This window comes from Stenotrophomonas sp. BR163, from assembly GCF_047520985.2.
GTDB classification, from domain to species: Bacteria; Pseudomonadota; Gammaproteobacteria; order Xanthomonadales; family Xanthomonadaceae; genus Stenotrophomonas; species Stenotrophomonas sepilia.
Genome location: NZ_JAXBRE020000014.1, coordinates 69,750 through 94,454, shown reverse-complemented (window position 1 = coordinate 94,454; position 24,705 = coordinate 69,750). Strand labels below are relative to the sequence as shown.

The window sequence follows — 24,705 nt, the reverse complement described above, 5'->3', positions numbered from 1 at the left end:
GCCATCCGGCAGTACCGATGGAAGTCATTCCCATGAAAAGTGCATCCCTGTTCCTTTCCATTGCCGCCGCGCTCGCGCTGGCCGGCTGCTCCACTCTGGTGCCGAAGAACACCGCCGTCGCTCCGGCAATTCCGGCGCAGTGGCCGGCCGAGGCTGTACAGGGCCAGGCGGCCGATGTCGCCGCCGTAGGCTGGCGCGACTTCTTCACCGATGCGCGCCTGCAGCAGGTGATCGAGCAGTCGCTGCAGAACAACCGCGACCTGCGCGTGGCCGTGCTCAACGTTGAACGCGCGCGCGGCCAGTACCGCGTACAGCGCGCCGACCGCGTGCCCGGTGTGGCCGTCACCGGCCAGATGCAGCGCCAAGGCACCGAGGCCGGCGTCACCGAGCAGTTCACCGCCGGTGTCGGAGTGGCCGAGTTCGAGCTGGACCTGTTCGGCCGCGTGCGCAACCTCAGCGAAGCGGCACTGCAGCAGTACTTTGCCGTAGCTGCCAATCGTCGCAACGCGCAGCTGAGCCTGGTGGCCGAGACAGCGACGGCGTGGCTGACCTACGGTGCCGATGCCCAGCGTCTGAAGATCGCCGATGCCACGCTGAAGACCTACGAGGATTCGTTGCGCCTGGCCGAGGCCCGCCACGAGCGTGGTGGTAGCTCGGCGCTGGAGCTGACCCAGACCCGCACGCTGGTGGAAACCGCGCGTACCGACGCCGCGCGCCTGCGTGGCCAGCTGGCCCAGGACCGCAACGCGCTGGCGCTGCTGGCCGGTGGCCAGTTGGATCCGGCGCTGCTGCCGGACGGCATCGAACCGCAGTTGCTGGCACTGGCGCCTCCGCCGGCCGGCCTGCCCAGCGATGTGCTGCTGCAGCGCCCGGACATCATGGCCGCCGAACACCAGCTGCTGGCCGCCAATGCCAACATCGGCGCGGCACGTGCCGCGTTCTTCCCGAGCATCTCGCTGACCGGCAGCATTGGCAGTGGCTCCAGCGAATTGTCCAGCCTGTTCGACAGCGGCACCCGCGTATGGAGTTTCCTGCCGAAGATCACCCTGCCGATCTTCCAGGGCGGCAAGCTGCGCGCCAACCTGGCCGTCGCCAACGCTGATCGTGATATCGCACTGGCGCAGTACGAGAAGTCGATCCAGGTGGGCTTCCGCGAAACCGCCGATGCGCTGGCGTTGAATGTCAGCCTGGATGAACAGGTGAGTTCACAGCAGCGCCTGGTGGAAGCGGCCGAACAGGCCAACCGCCTGTCGCAGGCACGTTACGACGCCGGCCTGGACAGCTTCGTGAGCCTGCTGGACGCACGACGTACTGCCTACAACGCGCAGCAGACCCAGTTGCAGGCGCAGTTGGCCCAGCAGGCCAACCGCATCACCCTGTACAAGGTGCTGGGCGGTGGCTGGCACGAGCGCGGATGAAAGAAAGCCGGCCGGCGGCCGGCTCTACCTGGATGATCGATGGTAGTGCCGGCCGCTGGCCGGCATTGTCATTCCGGGGCCTGCTACACCGCTTCATCGTCGCGCCGCGCCGCATGGCAGGCACGGACGCGCGCCAGCGCATCGCCTGCTTCGCGGGCCATCTGCTCGTACTCGGCACGGATCTCTTCCAGGCGCGCTTCGTCCAGTTCTTCCAGATCCAGCAGTTCGTTGTTGGCTTCGGCCGTCGCCCGGATCAGCTCGTCCAGCTTGATCTGCATCGCGGCGGTGTCCGCGTTCTGCGTGTGCTGGATCAGGAACACCATCAGGAAGGTGATGATGGTGGTGCCGGTATTGATCACCAGCTGCCAGGTGTCGTTGAAACCGAACACCGGGCCGGTGATGCCCCAGATCACCACGATCGCTACTGCAGCCAGGAAGGTCCACGGTGAGCCGGTGGCTGTCGCGGCCTTCTTGGCGATCGTATTGAACAGGTTGCGTGCTTTCATCGTCGTCGTGTGCCCACTCAGGTGACGAGGATGATCGGCAGTGACCCGTGCAGGTGCCGTGCAGCGCCGGTCAGGCGCGCATGCGCTGCAGTCGTGGCGCCTGCAGGCTGCGCACCGGGCTGCTCTGGTAGACGTGCTGCCAGCAACGGTCGACGAACTCACGGGCCTGGGCTTCGCTCAGCCGCGGCATGATCTGCAGGGCGTACTGGGTCTGGAACATCTCGTCACGTTCGGCCTCGCTGGCGCGCGGCTGGGTGATCAGCGAATCGCAGGCGAACTTGATCCACGGCACGTACGAGCCGAACGAGTTGTGCGGCAGTGCGCCTTCGGCATGCTGGCGGCGCCAGTGGTCAAGCTCGGCGTCTACGTTGATGACCGGAGGAATGGTGGGGACTTCAGCGTGCATGACAATCCAGTTCGGTTGAGTGGAAAGGGAGTGGGGGTTCATCGGAGTGTGGCGTATGTGGCGGTGCATGCCGCGTCAGCGGGATGTGGAGCCGGCGTGGCGATTGCCGATCAATTGCGCATGCTCGACCGCACCGAGGTCCTCGGCCATGTCGGCCATCGCATTGCACAGGCGCTCCTGGTCGAGCGGGTGGCGGCGGACCAGCTCCAGTTGCATGTGCTGATAGGCAGTCCAGAACAGCGCGCCGCGCCGGTGCAGTGCATATTGCTGCTGCAGGCGCTCGCGGATGGCATCGAGGATCGGGTCGGGCGGGGGACGTACGGCGTGCGCGCACATGGCTGGCTCCGCCGGGGAAAGGGACCCCGGTAACCCCACCCTAGGCGCCTCGGCCGGGTGGGGTGTTACCGCAGTGTATGCACGCAGCGCAGCTGACTGTGCACGGGTTCACGGCATCGGCCGCAAACGCTGCGGGCACTAGAACGTGCCCGCGCTGAAGCGTTCATTAAACGGGTTCAACGACACGTTGCACGGTGCTTATTCACCGATGTCTTCATTCCAGATCTCCGGATGCTGCGCAATGAAGCCACCCAACAGGTCAACGCATTCCTGGCTGTCGAGGTCGATCACGTTGACACCGTTCTCGCGCAGCCAGTCGATGCCGCCCTGGAACGTGCGCGATTCGCCCACCACCACGGTGCCGATGTTGAACTGGCGCACCAGACCCGAGCAGTACCAGCACGGCGCCAGGGTGGTGACCATGATGGTGTCCTGGTAGCGGCGCTGGCGGCCGGCCTTGCGGAAGGCGTCGGTTTCGCCGTGCACCGATGGGTCGCCTTCCTGCACGCGGCGGTTGTGGCCGCAGCCGAGCAGGCGGCCGTCGTTGTGGTACAGCGCCGCGCCGATCGGCACGCCGCCCTCGGCCAGGCCCTGGCGGGCTTCGGCGATGGCGGTCTGCAGCAGGGCCTGGTAGTCGGGCGTGGTGATCATGCGGGGGCTCCGGTCAGTCGTGGCCCGCCATCATACGGGCAGGGGGTGCCGCTGGCCCCCGGCGGTGCGATAATCGGGGCCATGAGCGAATCCCCCTACAAAGCCGGTACCACCCATTTCGGGTTCCGCGACGTCGCCGCCAAGGACAAGCAGAAGCTGGTCGGCCAGGTGTTCACCTCGGTCGCGCGCAACTACGACCTGATGAACGACCTGATGAGCCTGGGCGTGCACCGGGCGTGGAAGCGCTACTACGTCGCGACCGCGCAGGTGAAGCCGGGCGACCGCGTGCTCGATCTGGCCGGCGGCACCGGCGACATCGCCGCCCTGCTGAAGGAACGCGTCGGCGCCGAGGGCTCGGTGGTGCTGGGCGACATCAACGCCGGCATGCTGTCGGTCGGTCGGGACCGCCTGACCAACCGCGGCCTGGTGCTTGGCCTGGACTACGTGCAGTGCAACGCCGAAGCCCTGCCGTTCCCGGACAACAGCTTCGACCTGGTCACCATTGCCTTCGGCCTGCGCAACGTGACCGACAAGGACGCCGGCCTGCGCGAGATGTACCGCGTGCTGAAGGTGGGCGGCCAGGCCCGCGTGCTGGAGTTCTCCGAAGTCACTGCCGACTGGTTCAAGCCGATCTACGACTTCCACTCGTTCAAGATCCTGCCCAGGCTGGGCAAGTTGTTCGCCAACGATTCGGACAGCTACCAGTACCTGGCCGAGAGCATCCGCAAGCATCCGCCGCAGGACGAACTGAAGGCGATGATGGGGCAGGCCGGCTTCGAGCGCTGCCACTACAAGAACCTGACCGGCGGCATCGTCTCGATCCACTCCGGCTACAAGCTGTAAGCCCGGTGTTCCGGTAGTGCCGGCCGCTGGCCGGCACCTGCGCGGGCAACCACCGGGCGACGGGGTTGCCGGCCAGCGGCAAGCACTACCGGCGCTGTGCCTGCCATTACCCCGCACCGCGCAACGCCTGCCGGGCCCGAGGGAGGTACCATTGGGGTTTGATCCCCGTAACGGTCCCGATTCATGCGTAATCCGCTGATGCTCCTTCCGCTGGCCGTGGCCCTGGCCGCCGGCTGCTCCCAGGAGGCGGCCGCGCCCGCCGCCGCCCCGACTGCCGCAAAGGCCCCTGCCGCCCCCGTGAACGCCGAGAACCGCAGCCACGACGAGAGCTCGTACGCCGAGCCGGACAAGGTCGTCATCAAGGACATCGCGCTGGATCTGAAGCTGGACTTCGACCAGAAGCAGATCGGCGGTACCGCCACCTACACCCTGGAATGGAAACAGAAGGACGCCAGGCAGCTGGTGCTCGACACCCGCGAGCTGACCGTGTCCAAGGTCGAGGCCGTTGCCGCCGACGGCGCGCGCAGCCCGCTGAAGTTCGAACTGGCCCCGGCCGACAAGGTGTTCGGCAGCAAGCTGACCATCGAGGCTGCGGAACAGCCGGCCAAGGTGGAAGTGACCTACCACACCGCACCGACCGCCTCGGGCCTGCAGTGGCTGGCGCCGTCGATGACCGAGGGCAAGAAGCTGCCCTTCATGTTCAGCCAGTCGCAGGCCATCCATGCCCGTTCCTGGGTGCCGCTGCAGGACACCCCGAGCGTGCGCTTCACCTACAGCGCGCACGTGGTCTCGCGCCCGGACGTGATGGTGCTGATGAGCGCCGACAACGATCCGAAGGCCGCGCGTGATGGTGACTACACCTTCAAGATGCCGCAGCCGATTCCGTCCTATCTGCTGGCCATCGCCGCTGGCGACCTGGTGTTCGAGCCGATCTCCGGCCGCTCCGGCGTCTGGGCCGAGCCGACCATGGTCAACAAGGCCGCCAAGGAATTCGAGGACACCGAGAAGATGATCGGTGCCGCCGAGAAGCTGTACGGCGAATACCGCTGGGGCCGCTACGACATGCTGGTGCTGCCGCCGTCGTTCCCGTTCGGTGGCATGGAGAACCCGCGCCTGACCTTCGCCACCCCGACCGTGATCGTCGGCGACAAGTCGCTGGTCTCGCTGGTCGCCCACGAACTGGCGCACAGCTGGTCGGGCAACCTGGTGACCAACGCCAGCTGGAAGGACATCTGGCTCAATGAAGGCTTCACCACCTACGTCCAGGGCCGCATCACCGAAGCCCTGTACGGCAAGGAAATGGCCGAGATGGAGAAGCAGATCGACCAGACCGACCTGCTGGCCGAAGTGAAGGACATGAGCCCGGCCGACCAGGCGCTGGCGCTGCCGCCGCTGAACGAGCGTGATCCCGACGAAGCCCTCAGCCAGGTGGCCTACGTCAAGGGTGCGTGGTTCCTGGAATTCCTGGAGCAGCGCTTCGGCCGCGAGACCTTCGATCCGTTCCTGCGTGGCTGGTTCGATGACCATGCTTTCCAGAGCGCGAACACCGACCAGTTCGTCGACTACATGAAGAAGAACCTGCTGCCGAAGAATCCGTCGGCAGTGACCGAGGCCGAACTGAAGGCATGGCTGGACGAGCCGGGCATTCCGGCGTTCGCGGCCAAGGCGCAGTCGCGCAACTTCAGCAGCGTCGATACCGCGCGCATCGCCTTCGCCAGCGCCGGCACCGTGCCGAGCAGCCAGGTCATCGCCGACTGGAGCACGCAGGAATGGGTGCGCTTCATCGATGGCTTGGGCGCGACCCAGCCGCTGGACAAGCTGGCCACGCTGGACAAGGCCTTCCACTTCACCGGCACCCCGAATGGCGAGATCGCCATGCGCTGGTACCCGCTGGCGATCCGCAGCGGCTACGAGCAGGCCAATGAAGGCGCGGCGGCATTCATCGAGCGCGTCGGCCGTCGCAAGCTGATCCTGCCGATCTACGCCGAACTGGTGAAGACCCCGAAGGGGCTGGAGCTGGCCAAGCAGGCCTTCGAAAAGGCCAAGCCGGGCTACCACCCGATCACCACCGCCTCGGTCCAGGACATGCTGGCCAAGGCTGAAGCCAAGTAAGCGGTAGTGCCGGCCGCTGGCCGGCAACCGGTCACTGCTTCACCACCAACGGCGGGGAAACCCGCCGTTGGTGTATCCGCTTTTCGCTGCCGATAGAATCGGGATGCACTCGCAAAGGACCTCCGCCATGAAACGACTGATCCTGCTCACCGCCTGCACCCTGGCGCTGGCCGCCTGCAGCAACCCCGAGGAAGAACGCAAGGCGCAGGAAGCCGCCGCAGCCGCCGTGCAGGCGCAGAAGGAGGCCAAGGCCGAAGACGTGGCCAAGCAGTACGACATGGCCGTGGCCGCGCAGGACTGGGAGCGCGCGCGCCTGCACGGCGCCTCGCTGCTGGACCAGTACAAGGACACCGCCGCCGCCGAGCGCATCGCTGCAGGCTTCGACGAGGTCAAGGCCAAGGGCGATGCCGCGCGCGACCTGCGCCGCATGCAGGCGCTGTGGCAGTACAACCAGATCCCGGTGGGCAACAAGGGCAACCAGGTTTCGGCGCAGATCTACAGCAAGGAACGGGTGGACGTGGATGGCAGCGGCGCGAAGACGGTGCAGCTGGTGTTCCGCGATCATCCGGAGTGGAAGCGGCATGCCTACCTGGTGCTGCAGGCCGGCGATTTCCGTTGCCCGCAGTGCACGGTGAAAGTGACCGTGGACGACGGCAAGCCGGTGTCGATGGCCGCGTGGCGCCCGAAGACCGATGAAGCCATCGCCCTGTTCATCACCGACCAGAAGGCGCTGTGGAAGCTGGCGCGCAAGGGCAGGTCGATCAGCATCGAGTTCCCGGTCAAGGCCGGCGGCACCCGCACGGCGGTGTTCGAGACCGGCGGTGTCGACGCCAGCCGCATGCCGCAGTGGTGGCAGTGATGGTCGCGACGGGCAGCGCGGTGCACGCGTTGTCCGCGATCCGGCACTGGGTGTTCGACATGGATGGCACGCTGACCGTCGCCGTGCATGATTTCGCCGCGATCCGCCGCGCGCTGGAGATCGCGGCCGAGGAAGACATCCTTGATCATATTGCGGCGTTGCCGGACGCACCGGGGCAGGCCAAGCGCGAGTGGCTGCTGGATCATGAGCGCGCGCTGGCCGAGGACGCACTGCCTGCACCGGGTGCGGTGAAGCTGCTGCGCGCGTTGTCGGCGGCAGGCTGCCGGCTCGGCATCCTGACCCGCAATGATCATGCGCTGGCGAAGCTGACGTTGGACGCGATCGGGGTCGGGGCGTTGTTCGACGATGCCGACATCATTGGTCGCGATGAAGCGGTGCCCAAGCCCTCGCCGGAGGGCCTGCAGCAGCATCTGCGGCGATGGGGCATCGGGCCTGCGCAGGCGGTGATGGTGGGTGACCACGCCTACGACCTGGAGTGCGGCCGCGCCGCGGGCGCCCATACCGTACTGGTCAACCTGCCGGAAAACCCGTGGCCGGGCCGCGCCGACTGGCATTTCGCCGATTGCCGCGCGCTGTTGGCTGCCTGGCAGGCCGCATGACCGGCGCGCGCAAGCCGAGCATGGGCTCGGCTCTACAGAGAGCAGGCAACGTGTCGGTCGGAAGTTCCGGTAGTGCCGGCCGCTGGCCGGCAGTGTCGACCAAGGTCGACACCTACCCACAGCATTCCCAGCGGCGCATCGGGTGGAAAGCCCCCTTGTTGTTCAAGGGGGCGCGCCGAAGGCGCGGGGATAAGGTGGAATGCGCGGGCAGTTCGGTTTACGCGCCCAGCGCGTAACCGAACTGCTGCTTGAACTGCTCGTTGAACTCGTCGAAGGTGAAGCGCTGGTTCTGCGTGCCCGGATGCTCGACCTTCAGCGCGCCCATCAGGTTGCCCATGCGGCCGATGGTCAGCCAGTCGTAGCCTTTCTGGATGCCGTAGATCAGGCCGGCGCGGAAGGCGTCGCCACAGCCGGTCGGGTCGACCACGCGGCGCTCGTGCGCCGGCGGGATGTCATAGCTCTTTTCCGGGGTGTGGATGACCGCGCCTTTCGGGCCACGGGTGGTGATGTAGGCCTTGACCCGGCTGACGATCTCCTTTTCGTCCCAGCCGGTGCGCTCCTGCAGCAGGTTCGACTCGTAGTCGTTGACCACCACGTAGTCGGCCTGCTCGATGAAGGCGCGCAGTTCCGGGCCGTTGAACAGCGGCATGGCCTGGCCCGGGTCGAAGATGAACGGGATGCCGTCTTCGTGGAATTCCTGCGCGTTCTGGATCATGCCTTCGCGGCCGTCCGGGCCGACCAGGCCCAGGGTCACGCCCGGCACCCCACGCACGTGGTTCTCGTAGGAACGCATCATCGCGCCCGGGTGGAAGGCGGTGATCTGGTTGTTGTCGTGGTCGGTGGTGATGAACGCCTGCGGGGTGAACAGCTCATCGATCACGCGCACGCGCGACAGGTCGATGCCCAGGCCTTCGAAGTATTCGCGGTACGGGCCGAAGTCCGAACCCACGGTGCCCATCGGGATCGGCTGGCCGCCCAGCAGGTGCAGGTTGTAGGCGATGTTGCCTGCGCAGCCGCCGAACTCGCGGCGCATGCGCGGCACCAGGAAGGACACGTTCAGGATGTGCACCTTGTCCGGCAGGATGTGATTCTTGAACTGGTCCGGGAACACCATGATGGTGTCGAAGGCAAGAGAACCACAGATCAGAGCGGACATCGATGTAAGCCTATGCGGTGAATTTTGGGGTGGGCCGGCCCGGTTCATCGGGCAAGCAAACGGCGCCCTTGGGCGCCCGACGGCGCAAAGGTTACCCGCTGGTGCCGCTCAGGGCCAGAACCGGGTGAGACCCGATCAGGCCGAAAGCCTGTGAAGACGCGGGTTCAGCTAGTTTTTTCCTTGCTCGGCGGCAGGCGGGTTGCTAGGCTTGTCGGCCTCGATTTCTGCCCATTTTTTCGCCATCCCGCGGCGGGCACGACACCCCTCAGGACTCCTTCCTCAGATGTTCAAGAAACTCCGTGGCATGTTCTCCAACGACCTGTCCATCGACCTGGGCACGGCCAACACCCTCATCTACGTGCGCGGGCAGGGGATCGTGCTGAACGAGCCGTCGGTCGTGGCCGTGCGCCAGGACCGTGCCATCGGTGGCACCCGCTCGGTGGCAGCCGTCGGCGCCGAAGCCAAGCAGATGCTGGGCCGTACCCCGGGCCACATCACCACCATCCGCCCGATGAAGGATGGCGTCATCGCCGACTTCACCTATACCGAGGCGATGCTCAAGCACTTCATCAAGAAGGTGCACAAGTCGCGCGTGCTGCGCCCGAGCCCGCGCGTGCTGGTCTGCGTGCCGGCCGGCTCGACCCAGGTCGAGCGCCGCGCGATCAAGGAATCGGCCGAGGAAGCCGGTGCCCGTGACGTGTTCCTGATCGAAGAACCGATGGCCGCCGCGATCGGCGCCGGCATGCCGGTCACCGAAGCCCGTGGCTCGATGGTCATCGACATCGGCGGCGGCACCACCGAAGTGGCGGTGATCTCGCTCAACGGCATCGTCTATTCGGCCTCGGTCCGCATCGGCGGCGACCGCTTCGACGAGTCCATCACCAACTACGTGCGCCGCAACCACGGCATGCTGATCGGTGAAGCCACCGCCGAGCGCATCAAGGTCGAGCTGGGCTGCGCCTACCCGCAGGCGGAAGTGATCGAGATGGAAATCTCCGGCCGCAACCTCGCCGAGGGCGTGCCGAAGATGATCAAGATCAGCTCCAACGAGGTGCTCGAGGCCTTGCACGAGCCGCTGTCGGGCATCGTCAGCGCGGTCAAGCTGGCGCTGGAGCAGACCCCGCCGGAATTGTGCGCCGACGTCGCCGAGCGCGGCATCGTGCTGACCGGTGGTGGCGCCCTGCTGCGCGACCTGGACCGCCTGATCTCCGAGGAGACCGGCCTGCACGTGCAGGTGGCCGACGATCCGCTGACCTGCGTGGCCCGCGGTGGCGGTCGTGCGCTGGAGCTGGTGGACATGCACGGCAACGAGTTCTTTGCGCCGGAATAAGCCGTCCCGGCCGTTCCTGCCCGCCGCGCCCTTCCGGGGTGCGGCCCGCCGTGATGGCGGGCCGGCACCGGCGGGGCGCCCGCGTGTTTCCCTTCCGCCTTCTGCCAGTTGAATCGTTGCCGTGCCGCCCTACGCCGGTCCTCCCGTCGCCTCCCGATCCGGTGATGCCGCCAGCCCCCTGCGGTTGCTGGCCTATCTCGCGTTGGCCATCACCCTGATCGTGCTTGATGACCAGGCCGGCTGGTTGGCACGCCTGCGCGAGCAGGCCAACAGCCTGGTACAGCCGGTGTGGGCACTGGCTGGCCTGCCCGGCAAGCTCGGCAACCAGGTCAAGGACTCCGCCGCCAGCCATACCCAGCTGGTCGCCGAAAACCGTGAACTGCGCAACCAGCTGCTGCTGGCCAACGCGCGCCTGACTCGCCTGCAGACCGCCGCGCTGGACAACGCCCAGCTGCGCGAACTGCTGAACGTGGCCGAGCGCAGTGGCCTGGACGTGCAGCTGGCGCCGATCCTGGACATCGACCTGGACCCGGTGAAGCAGCGCCTGGTGCTCGACGCAGGCAGCCGCGAGGGCGTGCACGTCGGCCAGGCGGTGATCGACGCCGGCGGCCTGATGGGGCAGGTGATCAGCGTCACCGGTGGCACCTCCACCGTGCTGCTGCTGACCGATCCCGACCACGCGGTGCCGGTCACCGTGGCCCGCAACGGCGTGCGCCTGATCGTCTATGGCCGCGGCGACACGCTGGAACTGCGCGACATCCCGCTCAGCGCCGGGGTGGAAGTGGGCGATGAGATCGTCACCTCCGGTCTTGGCGGGCGTTTCCCGGCCGGCTTCCCGGTCGGCACCATCACCGGCCTGCGCCCGGACGACACCCATGCGTTTCTGGTCGGCGAACTGAAGCCGGCGGCACAGCTCGACCGCGGCCGCGACGTGCTGCTGCTGCGCCCGGGCGCGGCGATCCGCATTCCGCCGGAGCTGCGCCTGCAGCTGGAAGAAACCGCCCCGGGTGGCCCGGCCACCGGCGCCACCGTGCCCGTGGGAACCGCGCCAGCGGCATCGACGCCAGCTCCGGTCAGCGCCCCGGTAGTGCCGGCCGCTGGCCGGCAACCGACCACGCCGGAGGCGCAGCGATGAGCCGCCTGCGCGACAACCCGTGGGTGCTGCCGGCCAGCCTGGTGGTGGCGCTGCTGCTGGGCCTGCTGCCGCTGCCGGCGCTGCTGCAGCCGCTGCGCCCATACTGGCTGGCGCTGGTGCTGGCGTACTGGGTGATCGAAGCTCCCGAGCGCGTCGGCCTGGGCATCGCCTTCGCCAGCGGCGTGGTGGCCGACCTGCTGTACGGCGGCGTGCTGGGCGAACAGGCACTGCGGCTGGTGATGCTGGCCTTCATCCTGCAGCGCTTCCGTGCCCGCATCCGCTTCTTCCCGATGTCCCAGCAGATGCTGGCCATCGGCGGCCTGCTGTTCAACGATCGCATCGTCAGCGCGCTGGTCCACATCGTGGTGGATGAGCCAACGCTGCCCTGGTCGTACTGGTGGGCGCCTCTGCTGGGCATGGGCCTGTGGCCGCTGGTGTTCGTGCTGCTGGACGCGGTGCGCTTCGGCAAGCGCGGGCGCTGAGCCATGATCCCGCGCCGCCAGGTCAAGAACCCGCACGCCGAAGCCGAACAGTTCCGCCGCCGCGCGGCGCTGGGTTTCCTGGGCGTGCTGGTCTGCCTTCTGGGCCTGGGCGGCTGGTACTTCAAGCTGCAGGTGCTGGACCACGACGTCTACGCCACGCGCTCGGAGGCCAACCGCATCAAGCCGCGACCGGTGGTGCCGGGGCGCGGCATGATCTACGACCGCAACGGTCGCCTGCTGGCCGAAAACGTGCCGGCCTTCCGCCTGGACGTGACCCCGGACAAGGTCAAGGACATGGATGCCACCCTGGAAGGGCTGGCGAAGATCATCAACATCAGCCCGGAAGAGCTGGAAGCATTCAACAGGTCGCGCAAGGCGCGCCGCAAGTTCCTGCCGGTCACGCTGAAGCTGCGCATGAGCGATGAGGAGATGGCGCGCTTCGCCGTCGACCGCTGGCGCTTCCCCGGTGTCGAGCTCGAACCCTACCTGACCCGGCGCTACCCGTACGGCGATCTGTTCGCGCACATCATCGGCTACGTCGGCCGCGTTGATGACAAGGATCTGGAGATCCTCGGCGAAGGCAATGCCGCGCTGACCCACATCGGCAAATCCGGCCTGGAGCGCTATTACGAGCAGCAGCTGCGCGGCAAGGTCGGCTACGAGCAGGTCGAGACCAACGTGCAGGGTCGCGCGATCCGCACCATCGGCCGCGTCGCCGCGCAGTCCGGCGCCGACCTGCGGCTGTCGATCGACGCCGACCTGCAGCGCGCGATGGTGGCCGCGTTCGGCGACCAGGAAGGTTCGGCGGTGGCGATGGATCCGCGCACTGGCGAAGTGCTGGCGATGGTCAGCCTGCCGTCCTACGACCCCAACCTGTTCGTCAACGGCATTTCCCATGCCGACTTCAAGGCCTTGAACGAAAACCCGTCGCGGCCACAGTTCAATCGCCTGGTACTCGGTGGCGTCGCTCCCGGTTCCACGCTGAAGCCGCTGATCGGCCTGGCGGGACTGGACTCCGGCGTGCGCCGCCCGGAAGACAAGGTGCTGTCCACCGGCATGTTCTACCTGCCGGGCACCTCGCGCGGCTGGGGTGACGCCCACCGTGGCGGCCATGGCTGGACGGATCTGCGCAAGTCCATCGCCGAATCGGTCAACACCTATTACTACAAGCTGGCGCTGGACCTGGGCATCGAGCGCTTCGACTATTACATGGAGTACTACGGCTTCGGCCAGCCGACCGGCATCGACCTCACCGGCGAGATCGGCGGCATCCTGCCTTCGCCGGCCTACAAACGGAAGACCCGCAAGGAAGCCTGGTATCCCGGCGACACGGTCAACATCAGCATCGGCCAGGGTGACTGGAAGGTCACCCCGCTGCAGCTGGCGCGCGGCGTCAGCGGCCTGGCCGACGGCCAGCTGCGCACCCCGCACCTGGTGATCCAGCAGCGCGACGGCTTCGACAGCGACTGGACGGCAATGCCGGCCGGCGAAAGCAAGCCGGTCAGCCCCAACCCCAACAACGTGCAGGCCGTGCGTGAGGGCATGATGGCGACCATGCGGCCCGGCGGCAGCGGCTGGCGCGTCGCGGTCGGTGCGCCGTACGTGATGGCCGGCAAGACCGGTACCGCACAGGTCATCAGCCGCAAGGGCACTGCTGCAGTGAACCCGAAGAGCCTGCCGATGCACCTGCGCCACCGCGCGCTGTTCGTTGGCTTCGCGCCGGTCGAAAACCCGGTCATCGCGATTGCGGTGGCAGTGGAAGGTGGTGGCTATGGTGGTTCGGCCGCGGCGCCGATCGCGCGCAAGGTGTTCGACGCTTACCTGTTGGGCAAGATGCCCGAAGGCATGCAGCCGCTGGACAGCGAGCGCGGCACCACCGCCATCGGCGCCACCGCGTTCGACAACGAAGACGCGGGCGCACGTCAGGCCGGTGACCTCGCCGCTGCACAGGTGGGAGAGCATCCGGTGCTGATCGGTGCACCCGCACCGGAGCCGGCGCCTGCGCCGCAGCCGGGTGCGCCGACCGCCGCGCTGCCCGCCACGCCCCGCCCGACCCCTGCGGAGCCTGCACGATGAGAGTGTTCCTGCGCTGGGCCGGCGACATGCTGCGCCGCTTTTTCAGCACGCTGGACTGGGTGCTGTGCCTGGCCCTGGGCGCGCTGATGGTGATTGGCCTGGCGACCCTGAAGAGCGCTGGTGGCGACAGCCTGGTGATGGCGCAGGGCGCGCGTTTCGCGGTGGGCATGGCCGCACTGTGGGGCATCTCGCGGGTGCCGATCCTGCGCATCCGCTCGACCACGCCGATGATCTACGCGATCTCGATGATCCCGCTGCTGGCGGTGTTCGTGCTGGGCACCGGTAAATATGGCCGGCAGTGGCTGGACCTGAAGTTCTTCTACCTGCAGCCGGCCGAGCTGCTGAAGGTCAGCCTGCCGATGATGGTGGCGTGGTACCTGCACAAGATGCCGCTGCCGCCGCGCTTCAATACCGTGCTCGTGGCCTTGATCATCATCGGTGTACCCACCGGCCTGGTGATGTTGCAGCCGGACTTCGGTACCGGCGTGCTGATCGCCGCCAGCGGCGTGTTCGTGCTGCTGCTGGCGGGCCTGCCGTGGTGGTGGGTTGGGCTGGGCGTGGGCGGCGTGGCTGCGGTTGCGCCGGTGGCCTGGTTCTGGTTGCTGCGGCCGTACCAGAAGGACCGCATCATGATGTTCCTGGACCCGGAGATGGACGCGCTGGGCGCCGGCTGGAACATCATCCAGTCGAAGATCGCGATCGGTTCCGGCGGCTTCGATGGCAAGGGCTGGGGCGAAGGCTCGCAGTCGCACCTGAACTTCATTCCCGAGCAGACCACCGACTTCGCGTTCTCGGTCTTGAGCGAGGAATTCGGCTGGATCGGCGTGGCTACCGTGCTGGTTTTGTACCTGGTGGTGATCGGGCGCTGCCTGTGGATCGCCAGCCAGTCACGCGATTCCTATTCGCGCCTGCTGGCTGGTGCCACCGGCCTGGCGTTCTTCGTCTACGTGCTGGTGAATGGCGGGATGATTTCCGGCCTGCTGCCGGTGGTAGGCGTGCCGATGCCGCTGATCAGCTACGGTGGTACTTCGGCGGTGTCGCTGCTGGCCGGTTTCGGCCTGGTAATGGCGGTGCGCAGCCACAACCCGGTGCACGGGGGGTACGGGTAACACCGGTTGCGCGCTTCTGTAGAGTCGAGCCATGCTCGACTGCCGGAAATGCAGTCGAGCATGGCTCGACTCTACAAACGCAGGACCACAATGACAGCTTCACGCAAGCACCCGTTGCTACCGTGCCCGCGTGAAATGGAAACGACTGCTTGGCGGCTGCCGTGAGGCGCTGCGCACGATCGATCTGCCGTTGCTGGGCGCGTTGTTGATCCTGATGGGCGCCGGCCTGGCGGTGCTGCACAGCGTGTCCGGCCCGGTGGCCGGGCAGGCGGCACGCTTTGCCGGTGGGCTGTTGGCGATGTGGCTGCTGTCGCGTGTTTCGCTGCTGCGATTGCGTGCATGGACCCCTGCCATCTACGCGCTGTCGATGCTGCCGCTGATGGCGGTGTACGTCATCGGCACCGGCAAGTACGGGCAGCGCTGGCTGAACCTCGGCGTGTTCTACCTGCAGCCGTCCGAGCTGCTCAAGCTCAGCCTGCCGCTGATGATGGCGTGGTACCTGCATCGGCAACCACTGCCGCCCTCGCCGCGCACGGTATTGACTGCCGCGCTGCTGATCGGCATGCCGGCGGTACTGATCCTCATGCAGCCCAACCTCGGCACCGCCACGTTGGTCACTGCCAGTGGCGTGTTCGCGTTGTTGCTGGCGGGCTTGCACTGGGGCTGGTTGGCGATCGGGGCGGCAGGGCTGGCAGTGGCCGCACCCCTGGCGTGGTTCGGCTTGCTGCGGCAATACCAGAAGGATCGTGTGCTGACCTTCCTCGACCCGGCGGCCGACCCGCTTGGTACCGGCTGGAACATCCTGCAATCGCGCATCGCGATCGGTTCCGGGGGCTGGCAAGGACGTGGCTGGGGGCAGGGCACACAGGCCACGCTGGATTTCCTGCCCGAGTACACCACCGACTTTGCCTTCTCGGTGCTGGCCGAAGAGTTTGGCTGGATCGGCGTGGCGACGCTGTTCGCGCTGTACCTGTTCGTGGTGGGGCGTTGCCTGTGGATTGCGATGCACGCGCGCGACACGCACGCGCGATTGCTGGCCGGTAGCCTGGGGCTGGCGTTCTTCGTCTACGTGCTGGTGAACGGCGGAATGATTTCCGGCCTGCTGCCGGTGGTGGGCATTCCGATGCCGTTGATCAGTTATGGCGGTACCTCGGCGGTGTCGCTGCTGGCGGGTATCGGGCTGGTGATGGCGGTGCGCGGGCACCGACCTGTGCACGGGGGATAGGGTTTCCAGCCAACGGCGCAGCCCCTCGTGGATGACCGCGCAAAGCAGTTCATGGGTGGGGCCGGGTAGATGGGCCGCGCAGGGGACGCTGCAAGTACATCCATGTAAGCTCGGTCGCCGCATCCATGCGGCTCACGCCCCTGCGCAGCCCATCTACCCGGCCACGGACAGGTTCCGTGCGCGTCTCCCCCGGAGAAGAAAAAGAAGATCAAAAGCAAAGGCGGCCTGGCGGGTCGCTTCATTGCCTTGTGTAGAGCCGATCCATGCTCGGGTCACGAGCAAGCGCAGCGTCGCGATCTTTTGATCTTCTTTTTCTTCTCCGTGGGTGGCAGACCTCCGAAATCTGTCAGAGGCCGGTCGGGTTGGGTACGCGGGGGTGTCAGCCGCATGGATGCGGCTGCCAAGCCTCCAGGGACGGATTCACGGCGTCCCCCGCGTACCCAACCCGACCGGCCCACCCGCGGCTTCTCCTTTCCGCGACCACCCAGACACCACCCACGAGGGGCTGCGCCGATGGCTGGAAACTTCCTGACTCTGCGCAACGCCAGTTATGGAAGCGTTCTCACAACGCTGCACGACAGCACACCCGCTGACCAAAGTCCGCAAAAAACGTTAGCTGGTTCACACTTTTACGCCGCGTTGATCTTGATCAATGGACTTGTCGTAATCGGCCTGCACAATGGCGGCCCGTTCGGCACGGCGCGCCGTCAATCGATGCAGCGCGAGGGGGCGTCGGGCGGGAGCAGTACTGATCCAACGGGTACAGGGAGCGCGGGGAACTGCCACTGGGGAGCGGCAGCCGCGCAGGTACCGACCGGATCCGGTCGCCGGTTGCGTCTGCGGGGATGGGGACGCAACCGGCCACCTCTATCTGAATGGGGAAGCTCGATCACGACGTCTTCACATTTCCCGCTGAACGCGGGCAAATCGTTGTGATTCATGGTGTTAGGGGTTTTAATTCATCCATGACCTGCTAACCTGCGACGATGATTCGACGCACTCTGGCCTGCATGCTCACCCTCGGCCTGGTCGCCTGCGCGACCCAGCCGAAGTCCCCACCGTCTCCGCCCCAGGCCAGCAGTACGCCGCGCCAGCCCGCCACCAAGGCCCACGGCCCGGCCGAGGCCGCGCCCGAAGCGGCCGCTGCTACAGCGCCGCCGGTCGATCTCACCCCGGTGCCGTTCGAGGTCGCACGGGCCCGCTTTGTTGCCGATACGGCCAAGCGCTATGGCCTGAAGCCAGAGCAGATCAGCAGCGTGCTCGACCAGGCGCAGGTGCGCCAGCCGATCATCGCCGCCATGTCGCGCCCCGCCGAACGGGTCAAACCGTGGAACGAATACCGTCCGATGTTCATCAGCAAGGCACGCATCGATGGCGGCCGCGCGTTCCTGGCCCAGCATCGTGCCGAACTGGATCGCGTGCAGCAGCGCACCGGCGTGCCGGCCGAAGTGATCGTGGCGATCATTGGCGTGGAGACCAGTTACGGGAAAAATGCTGGCAACCACCGCGTGCTCGATGCGCTGTACACGCTGGCGTTCTACTACCCGCGCAGTGGCGACCCGGCCAAGCTGGAACGCGAAGTGCGCCGCGAGCTGTTCTTCCGCGATGAGCTGGCCAAGCTGTTCGAGCTGGGCCGTGAGGAAAAGCTGGACATCACCACGCTCAAGGGCAGCTATGCCGGTGCGATGGGGATGGGCCAGTTCATGCCGTCCAGCTATCTCGATTACGCCGTGGACGGTAATGGCGATGGCCGTCGCGACCTGTTCACCAGCTACGACGATGTGTTCTCGTCCATCGCCAATTATTTCGTGAAGAAGGGCGGCTGGGTCCGTGGTGGCCAGGTGGCCGTACCGGCCACGCTGGCGCCGGGTCGCGAGGAGTTCAACCCGACCGAATGGATGCCGACCTGGTCGCTGGCCGACCTGGCGCAGCGCGGCTACCAGCCCAGCGCTGCGGTGCAGCCGGGCGCCACCGCAACGCCGATCACGCTTGAGGGCAGCACCGGCAAGCAGTACTGGCTGGGCTTCCAGAATTACTACGCGATCACCCGCTACAACCTCTCGAAGATGTACGCGATGGCCGTGTTCCAGTTGTCGCAGGCCATCGCCGGACAGGAGCTGCCCCCGGCATGAACATCAGATGGCTGGTCCCGAGCTTGATCGTCCTCGCGCTGGCTGCCTGCAGCAGTGCGCCGAAGAAGCCGGCCACGGCCGGCCACGGTGGCAAGCCCAGCGGCACGGTGGTGCAGGGTCGCGGCTCGCGCCCGGCGCATTGCCCGGAGGGCTCGCCCTATGCCGCAGCCAAGGAAGACCCGAACACGCGCGGCAACTACACCGCCGGGGGGCTGTACAAGCCAGGCGTGCGTGACAGCACCCCGGACTACATTCCCAACGTCGCCTGCATTCCCGAGCCGGAAGTGACCGCCGAAGAGCGTTCGGCCATCGGCAACAAGTCGCCGTACGTGGTGCTGGGCAAGTCGTACAAGGTGCTCGACGACACCCGCAACTATGTCGAGCGCGGTACGGCGTCGTACTACGGCGCCAAGTTCCACGGCCGCCTGACCTCCAACCGCGAGGTCTACGACATGTACCAGTTCACCGCCGCGCACAAGACGCTGCCGCTGCCCAGCTTCGCCCGTGTGACCAACCTGGACAACGGCGAGTCGGTGATCGTGCGCGTCAACGACCGTGGCCCGTTCCATGATGGTCGCGTGGTCGACCTCAGTTATGCCGCCGCGGTACGCCTGGGCATCACCCAGCGCGGTACCGGCAACGTGGAAGTGCGTGCGCTGCAACCGGGCGAGAGCAACCTGCTGGCCCAAAAGCCGTCGCGCCGCGAGCGCCGTGCCGCCGAAACGGCTGTCGCGGCGGCCAGTACGCGCCCGGTAACGGCTGCGCGTGCCACCCCCGACAGCGACATTGATCGCCTGGTCAAGCGCCTGCCGGCCGACGCCATGCCTGCGCGTGGCCAGCCGGCCACCACCCAGGGCGTGGCCAGCGCCGTGCCGGACGTGGCGGTCAGCAGCCTGCCGCCGAGCGCACCGCCGGCGCGCAGCGCCCCTGTGGCACCGGTTGCCGTCGCCAGCGCGGCGCCGCGCGCGGTCACGCCGGCGCCGGCGCGTACGACGCCGGCCACACCGACGGCCCCCAGCCTGTCGCAGCAGATGGTAGGCGCGGTGATGGTGCAGGTCGCCAGCTTCTCCAGCCGCGACAATGCCAACCGCGCAATGGGCCAGCTCAACGCCGCCGGCATCGTTGGCGCGACCATCAGCGACATCGCCGCCGGTGGCCGCACCCTGTTCCGCCTGCGCGTTCCCGCCAGCGACCATGCCAGTGCCGCGGAACTTGTCGGCCGCATTGCCGGTCTGGGCCTGGGTTCGCCGCAGATCGTCAAGGATTGACCCGCCCGGGCCGGTGCTGCCGGCCCATGCCGCCCCGGCCTTACAATGGCCACTACGTTCCACCCTCCATTCCTGGCCGTCCCCTGGAGCCTGCTGTCCAATGAATTTCCGTTCCGCCGCCACCGCCCTGGCCGCCACCCTGGTGGTGGGCCTGGCTTCCGCCCAGACCCCGCTGCCGACCCCGGCCACGCCGGCGCCCGCCGCCGCCGCTGCCGCCCCGGCCACCGTTGCCACCCCGCCGGCGCCGGTGCCGAGCGTATCCAAGGCCTGGGTGCTGATGGACTACGCCACCGGCCAGGTGCTGGCCGGCGAGAACATCCACGAGCAGCTCGCGCCGGCCAGCATCACCAAGGTGATGACGTCCTACGTGGTTGCCGCCGAGGTCAAGAACGGCAAGGTCCGTGCGGATGACCAGGTGATGATGAGCGAGCGCGCCTGGCGCGAAGGCGGCGCCGGCACCGATGGCAGCTACAGCGGCTTCCCGGTCAACCAGACCGCACGCCTGGAAGACATGGAAAAGGGCATGGCGATCCAGTCCGGCAATGACGCTGCGATCGCCCTGGCCGAGCACGTGGCCGGCAGCGAAGAAGCCTTTGCGTCGCTGATGAACAGCTACGCCGCCAAGATCGGCATGAAGAACTCGCACTTCGTCAACGCCCACGGCCTGACTGCCGAAGGCCACCACAGCACCGCCTACGACCTGGCGCTGCTGGGCCGCGCGATGGTGCGTGATTACCCGGAAACCTACGCGTACAACAAGATCAAGGAATTCCAGGTCGGCAATATCAAGCAGCCGAACCGCAACCTGTTGTTGTGGCGCGACGGCAGCGTGGACGGTATCAAGACCGGCCACACCTCCGAAGCCGGTTACTGCCTGATGAGTTCGGCGCAGCGTGGCGACCAGCGCCTGATCGCCGTGGTATTGGGCGGTGCGTCGGAAAAGCAGCGCGCCGATGACAGCCTGGCCTTGCTGAACTGGGGCTTCCGCTTCTTCGAGACCCACCGCCTGTACGAGCCGGGCAAGGCCGTGGCCGAGCACAAGGTCTGGAAGGGCACCACCGACAAGGTGCAGCTGGGCGTGGCCCAGCCGATGCTGGTGAGCGTGCCGCGCGGCCGCTACAACGACCTGAAGCCGAGCATCGATGTGCCCAAGACCCTGGAAGCACCGTTCACCGCCGGCCAGCAGATCGGTACCGTGAAGGTCACCCTGGATGGCAAGGTCGTCGCCGAAGCGCCGCTGGTGGCCGTGGCCGCCGTCGAGCAGGCCGGCTTCTTCAAGCGCCTGTGGGACAGCTTCTGGATGTGGTGGGAATCGGAATGATCCACGCCCCGGCGTGGTGAACGAAAAGGCCGGCGAATGCCGGCCTTTTCTGTTTCGGGATGCCGGTTGCGTGCGGATGCTGGTAGTGCCGGCCGCTGGCCGGCTCCGCTTGAACCCATCCGGATGTGCCAACAGCCGGCCAGCGGCCGGCACTACCCTCAGCCGCTCGCTTACAGCAAGCGATGCAATAACCGGTGTGCCGACCAACGGTCGGCACCTACCCGCTTCAGCATCAGCCCCTCGCCTACAGCGACCGGCTGATGGTGAAGCTGCCGAACACCGGCGCCTCGCGCTGGCCGTTGAATTCGCGCGTGCTGTGGTAGCGCGCGGCGGCGAACTTCCAGCGGCCGTACATCACCGCCACGCCGTACCCGCCGTAGGCCACCACATGGCGCTTGTCCACGCTGTGACTGTTGCGGAAGGTGTTGCCATCCAGGGTGATATCGCGGATCACCCAGGCAGCGTCCGAGGTCGCGAACAGGTGCCAGGACCACCCACTGGCGCGGCCGCGGCGGGTCGGCGCCGTGTTCTCACCGGCCGGGCGCAACGGCGTGCTGCCGAAGTCGTCCGGCAGCTTCCAGCCAAAGCGCACTTCACCGCCGAAATTGGCCTTGGTTTCCAGGTTGCCGATCGACCCGCCGTAGTGGCTGATCGCGTCCCAACCCCAACCATCGGCATTGACGCTGGCATCGCCCGGCCAGCGGCGCATGCGCTCATGGGTCAGCATGAACAGTGGTTCGTTGTGCAGCTGGTTGTCCCAACCCTTGAATTTTTCGTCGCCCAGCACGTCGTGCACGGCATTCTGCACCTGCTTGCCCTGTGCCCAGGGGCCGACCACGCCCAGTGTCAGCTGGGTGGTCTGCAGGCGGTCGCCGCTGCGCGCATTGAAACCGAAGTTCGCGATCAGCACGCCGGCGTAAGGGCGGTCGTCCTCGATCAGGTCCCTGCGAGTGAAATCGGTCGGGGTGAAGATCCCCTGGCCGATGCTGAAGATCATGTTCTGCTGTTCGAACTTGCCCGGATGCAGCCCTTCCAGGTACCGGTTTACCCAGCGCGCCATGCGCGGCAGGCAGGGGTCGTCGGTGTAATCGACCAGATTGGGGGAGACCAGGGTCAACAGCGCACCGTTGGTATAGCCCTGATCCTGGTGGCGGCCGCCGAACAGGTCGTTGTCGACGCGGAAATTGACCTGCGGCGGGTGGTCGCGCATGGCGTCCGGGCCACATTGTTCGGCCGCCTGGGCGGCAAGGGGGAGGGCAGAGGCCAGCAGGCCGGCGAGCCCGAGAGCTGCGACACTACGCATGGATGGAATGCTCATGGGGAAGGGGGTGGTTTTCAGTCGTTTTCTGCAACGCTACGGTACTCGTGCCCGCGCGTCGGAACGAGCACGTCCAGATCACTTGTCTGTTCCGAAAACAACATTGTCCGGCGGGCACAATTTGTTACCCGCGTACGCGCCGCGGGCCTGGCGTGAAGGCGGTCGCGGGCCGCCCGTACGATGTTCGCGCTGGTGATGGTCAGGAGATTGCAGTCAGCTGCCGTTGGGCCTCAGGCCCGTCCCTTTGGGCCGCCTGCAACGCAGCAGACCGCCGGTGCGGTCCTGGCGTTGATGAATACTCTTGGGTTTGTTGCCCTGCGGCCCGATAATGGGGCCATGGAAATCAAGTCCGACAACCCCGACCACGGCTTCCAGTTCCCCGGCCAGTTCGAGCTCAGCGCCATGGGCCCGGCCAACCGCGGCCTGGAGCATGAGCTTCCCCGCCTGTTGCTGGCCGCCGGCATCGATGTGGTGAACGAGCGCATCAGCTGGAAGCACTCCTCCAACGGCAAGTACGTGTCCGTCCGCATCGTGTTCAAGGCCGAGAGCCGCGAACAGTACGACCTGGCGCACCAGGCGCTGCGTGACCACCCGGAAGTGAAGTGGACGCTGTAGCCGACTCCTGCCCGGCCGAAGCCGCCCCGGAGGACCGTGCGCCGCGTCCGGCGCTGGTCCGTGACCTCGGCCGCCAGCCCTATGAACCGGTGTGGCGCGCCATGCAGCGCTTCACCGACCAGCGCAGCGACGCCGATGCCGACGAGCTGTGGGTGGTCGAGCACGATCCGGTGTTCACCCTGGGCCAGGCCGGCAAGGACGAGCATGTGCTGGCGCCGGGCGACATCCCCGTGCTGCACGTGGACCGCGGCGGCCAGGTGACCTATCACGGTCCCGGCCAGATCGTGATCTATCCGTTGCTGCGCCTGCCACGGCTGGGTATCGGTGTGCGCGACTACGTGTGCCGCATCGAGCAGGCGCTCATCGATACCCTGGCCGAGTGGAACATCGGCGCCGAACGCCGCGAGGGCGCCCCGGGCGTCTACGTCGGTGGTGCCAAGATCGCCGCACTCGGCATCCGTGTGCGCCGCGGCTGCACCTTCCACGGGCTGGCCTTCAACGTGGCCATGGACCTGGAACCCTTCCACCGCATCAACCCCTGTGGCTATCAGGGGTTGCAGGTGACCTCGGTGCTGGACTTGGGCGGCCCCTCCGGGATGGAGGCCGTCAAGCCGGTGCTGCTGGACCACCTGGCCCGCCAGTTTGGCCTGCTGCTGCAGCACACGCCCGAACTGCCCGATCTTTCTGCGGCCGCCTGACCGCCCCCCGGAACTGCCATGACTGAAACCACCGCCCGTTCCATTCCCCTGCAGATCGTGCAGGGCGATTCTCCGTCCGCCGCGCCGTTGCAGGCCGGGGTCAAGCAGCTGGGCGGTGACAAGATCAACCGTTCGCCGGTGCAGTTCGCCGATGCGCCGGTACTGCGCAAGCCGTCCTGGATCCGCGTGCGCATTCCTTCGGGCAATGCCGTGCAGAACCTGAAGGCCAAGCTGCGCGAGAACCGCCTGGTGACGGTATGCGAGGAAGCCAGCTGCCCGAACATCCACGAATGTTTCGGTCATGGCACCGCCACCTTCATGATCCTCGGTGAAGTCTGCACCCGGCGCTGCTCGTTCTGCGACGTGGCCCATGGCCGCCCGAAGCCGCCGGATGCCAACGAGCCGGCCAGCCTCGGCCAGACCGTGGCCGACATGGGCCTGAAGTACGTGGTGGTGACCAGCGTCGACCGCGATGACCTGCGCGACGGGGGGGCCCAGCACTTCGTTGACTGCATCACCGCCATCCGCGAGAAGTCGCCGGGTACCCGCATCGAGGTGCTGACCCCGGACTTCCGCGGCAAGGGCCGCATGGAACGTGCGCTGGAGATCCTGGCGCAGAACCCGCCGGATGTGTTCAACCACAACATCGAGACCGTGCCGGACCTGTACCGCAACGTGCGCCCGGGTGCGGACTACCAGTGGTCGCTGAACCTGCTGAAGAACTTCAAGGCGCAGCACCCGGACGTGCCGACCAAGAGCGGCATCATGCTGGGCCTGGGCGAGGACTTCGAACAGATCAAGGCCACGATGCGTGACCTGCGCGCGCACGACGTGGACATGATCACCATCGGCCAGTACCTGCAGCCGACCGCGCACCACCACCCGGTGCTGAAGTACTGGACCCCCGAGGACTACAAGGCACTGGAAGACTACGGTTACGAGCTGGGCTTCAGCCATGTGGCGTCCGGCCCGATGGTGCGCTCCTCGTACCACGCCGACGTGCAGGCCAAGGGCGCCGGCGTTTCCTGACATCCTGCCGGTGGGTGGGAGCTGCTTCTCCTGTGGGTGCGGACCGTTGGTCCGCACACC

At 67.0% G+C, this 24,705-nt stretch carries 23 protein-coding genes; 17 read left to right on the top strand and 6 right to left on the bottom strand.

The window, feature by feature from the left end:
• Nucleotides 1-17 precede the first annotated feature (17 nt).
• The gene (gene smeF / locus ACM0PY_RS13170) at nucleotides 18-1,418 is read left to right on the top strand and encodes a multidrug efflux RND transporter outer membrane subunit SmeF (RefSeq protein WP_414609393.1); all 1,401 of its coding nucleotides are present in this window, start codon (nucleotides 18-20) and stop codon (nucleotides 1,416-1,418) included.
• An 83-nt stretch (nucleotides 1,419-1,501) separates the two neighbouring features.
• Here smeF and ACM0PY_RS13165 read toward each other — a convergent pair whose 3' ends face one another.
• The 4 genes from ACM0PY_RS13165 to ACM0PY_RS13150 form a co-directional block, all read right to left on the bottom strand.
• Nucleotides 1,502-1,924 (bottom strand): low affinity iron permease family protein, encoded by a 423-nt coding sequence (locus ACM0PY_RS13165; RefSeq protein ID WP_065186225.1) that lies wholly within the window; start codon nucleotides 1,922-1,924, stop codon nucleotides 1,502-1,504.
• A 70-nt stretch (nucleotides 1,925-1,994) separates the two neighbouring features.
• Nucleotides 1,995-2,330 (bottom strand): hypothetical protein, encoded by a 336-nt coding sequence (locus ACM0PY_RS13160; protein WP_005411085.1) that lies wholly within the window; start codon nucleotides 2,328-2,330, stop codon nucleotides 1,995-1,997.
• Nucleotides 2,331-2,405: 75 nt separating this feature from the next.
• Complete coding sequence (locus ACM0PY_RS13155) at nucleotides 2,406-2,666, bottom strand: hypothetical protein (protein WP_065186226.1); 261 nt, start codon at nucleotides 2,664-2,666, stop codon at nucleotides 2,406-2,408.
• Between the two features lie 198 nt (nucleotides 2,667-2,864).
• Complete coding sequence (locus ACM0PY_RS13150) at nucleotides 2,865-3,317, bottom strand: nucleoside deaminase (protein ID WP_005411083.1); 453 nt, start codon at nucleotides 3,315-3,317, stop codon at nucleotides 2,865-2,867.
• Between the two features lie 81 nt (nucleotides 3,318-3,398).
• Between ACM0PY_RS13150 and ubiE the strand changes: the two genes are divergently transcribed.
• The 4 genes from ubiE to ACM0PY_RS13130 all read left to right on the top strand — a co-directional run bounded on the left by ubiE (nucleotide 3,399) and on the right by ACM0PY_RS13130 (nucleotide 7,751).
• Nucleotides 3,399-4,160: a bifunctional demethylmenaquinone methyltransferase/2-methoxy-6-polyprenyl-1,4-benzoquinol methylase UbiE gene (gene ubiE / locus ACM0PY_RS13145; protein WP_005419407.1), complete on the top strand. Its 762-nt coding sequence runs from the start codon at nucleotides 3,399-3,401 to the stop codon at nucleotides 4,158-4,160.
• A gap of 183 nt (nucleotides 4,161-4,343) precedes the next feature.
• Nucleotides 4,344-6,272, top strand: a complete 1,929-nt coding sequence (locus ACM0PY_RS13140) for a M1 family metallopeptidase (protein ID WP_111098682.1) — start codon at nucleotides 4,344-4,346, stop codon at nucleotides 6,270-6,272.
• 127 nt (nucleotides 6,273-6,399) lie between these two features.
• Nucleotides 6,400-7,131 carry a hypothetical protein gene (locus tag ACM0PY_RS13135; RefSeq protein WP_134971865.1) on the top strand — a complete coding sequence of 244 codons (732 nt, stop codon included), beginning with the start codon at nucleotides 6,400-6,402 and terminating at the stop codon, nucleotides 7,129-7,131.
• Nucleotides 7,131-7,751: an HAD family hydrolase gene (locus ACM0PY_RS13130; protein ID WP_134971863.1), complete on the top strand. Its 621-nt coding sequence runs from the start codon at nucleotides 7,131-7,133 to the stop codon at nucleotides 7,749-7,751. The genes ACM0PY_RS13135 and ACM0PY_RS13130 overlap by 1 nt, the downstream gene beginning before the upstream one ends.
• 217 nt (nucleotides 7,752-7,968) lie before the next feature.
• Here the strand turns inward: ACM0PY_RS13130 and ACM0PY_RS13125 are convergent, their stop codons facing one another.
• The gene (locus tag ACM0PY_RS13125) at nucleotides 7,969-8,907 is read right to left on the bottom strand and encodes a carbohydrate kinase family protein (protein WP_005419403.1); all 939 of its coding nucleotides are present in this window, start codon (nucleotides 8,905-8,907) and stop codon (nucleotides 7,969-7,971) included.
• A 283-nt stretch (nucleotides 8,908-9,190) separates the two neighbouring features.
• Here ACM0PY_RS13125 and ACM0PY_RS13120 point away from each other — a divergent pair, with 283 nt between their 5' ends.
• The 9 genes from ACM0PY_RS13120 (at nucleotide 9,191) to ACM0PY_RS13080 (ending at nucleotide 20,985) form a co-directional block, all read left to right on the top strand.
• The gene (locus ACM0PY_RS13120; protein WP_005419402.1) at nucleotides 9,191-10,237 is read left to right on the top strand and encodes a rod shape-determining protein; all 1,047 of its coding nucleotides are present in this window, start codon (nucleotides 9,191-9,193) and stop codon (nucleotides 10,235-10,237) included.
• A gap of 121 nt (nucleotides 10,238-10,358) precedes the next feature.
• Entirely contained in the window at nucleotides 10,359-11,372 is a 1,014-nt protein-coding gene (gene mreC / locus ACM0PY_RS13115; RefSeq protein ID WP_180885264.1) for a rod shape-determining protein MreC, read from the top strand.
• Nucleotides 11,369-11,854, top strand: a complete 486-nt coding sequence (mreD, locus tag ACM0PY_RS13110; RefSeq protein ID WP_005419400.1) for a rod shape-determining protein MreD — start codon at nucleotides 11,369-11,371, stop codon at nucleotides 11,852-11,854. Before mreC ends, mreD begins: the two co-directional genes overlap by 4 nt.
• A gap of 3 nt (nucleotides 11,855-11,857) precedes the next feature.
• Entirely contained in the window at nucleotides 11,858-13,930 is a 2,073-nt protein-coding gene (mrdA, locus tag ACM0PY_RS13105; RefSeq protein WP_180885266.1) for a penicillin-binding protein 2, read from the top strand.
• A complete protein-coding gene (rodA, locus tag ACM0PY_RS13100; protein ID WP_134972748.1) occupies nucleotides 13,927-15,039 on the top strand; it encodes a rod shape-determining protein RodA in 1,113 nt (370 codons plus the stop codon). Before mrdA ends, rodA (ACM0PY_RS13100) begins: the two co-directional genes overlap by 4 nt.
• Nucleotides 15,040-15,169: 130 nt before the next feature.
• A complete protein-coding gene (gene rodA / locus ACM0PY_RS13095; protein WP_134972747.1) occupies nucleotides 15,170-16,264 on the top strand; it encodes a rod shape-determining protein RodA in 1,095 nt (364 codons plus the stop codon).
• A gap of 986 nt (nucleotides 16,265-17,250) precedes the next feature.
• Nucleotides 17,251-18,396, top strand: a complete 1,146-nt coding sequence (gene mltB, locus ACM0PY_RS13090; RefSeq protein ID WP_061479687.1) for a lytic murein transglycosylase B — start codon at nucleotides 17,251-17,253, stop codon at nucleotides 18,394-18,396.
• Complete coding sequence (locus ACM0PY_RS13085; protein WP_111202320.1) at nucleotides 18,393-19,664, top strand: septal ring lytic transglycosylase RlpA family protein; 1,272 nt, start codon at nucleotides 18,393-18,395, stop codon at nucleotides 19,662-19,664. The genes mltB and ACM0PY_RS13085 overlap by 4 nt, the downstream gene beginning before the upstream one ends.
• A gap of 100 nt (nucleotides 19,665-19,764) precedes the next feature.
• Entirely contained in the window at nucleotides 19,765-20,985 is a 1,221-nt protein-coding gene (locus ACM0PY_RS13080; protein ID WP_061479685.1) for a D-alanyl-D-alanine carboxypeptidase family protein, read from the top strand.
• 244 nt (nucleotides 20,986-21,229) lie between these two features.
• On the opposite strand, the gene ACM0PY_RS13075 is transcribed toward ACM0PY_RS13080, so the two are convergent.
• Nucleotides 21,230-22,288 (bottom strand): lipid A deacylase LpxR family protein, encoded by a 1,059-nt coding sequence (locus ACM0PY_RS13075; RefSeq protein ID WP_180885269.1) that lies wholly within the window; start codon nucleotides 22,286-22,288, stop codon nucleotides 21,230-21,232.
• Between the two features lie 351 nt (nucleotides 22,289-22,639).
• Between ACM0PY_RS13075 and ACM0PY_RS13070 the strand changes: the two genes are divergently transcribed.
• The 3 genes from ACM0PY_RS13070 to lipA are packed head-to-tail and all read left to right on the top strand — an operon-like array spanning nucleotide 22,640 to nucleotide 24,645.
• The gene (locus ACM0PY_RS13070; protein ID WP_005411067.1) at nucleotides 22,640-22,918 is read left to right on the top strand and encodes a YbeD family protein; all 279 of its coding nucleotides are present in this window, start codon (nucleotides 22,640-22,642) and stop codon (nucleotides 22,916-22,918) included.
• Complete coding sequence (gene lipB / locus ACM0PY_RS13065; protein WP_065186232.1) at nucleotides 22,906-23,616, top strand: lipoyl(octanoyl) transferase LipB; 711 nt, start codon at nucleotides 22,906-22,908, stop codon at nucleotides 23,614-23,616. Before ACM0PY_RS13070 ends, lipB begins: the two co-directional genes overlap by 13 nt.
• Nucleotides 23,617-23,634: 18 nt before the next feature.
• Nucleotides 23,635-24,645, top strand: coding sequence for a lipoyl synthase (gene lipA / locus ACM0PY_RS13060; RefSeq protein WP_111173743.1), 1,011 nt, complete (start codon nucleotides 23,635-23,637; stop codon nucleotides 24,643-24,645).
• The last annotated feature ends 60 nt before the right edge of the window (nucleotides 24,646-24,705 follow it).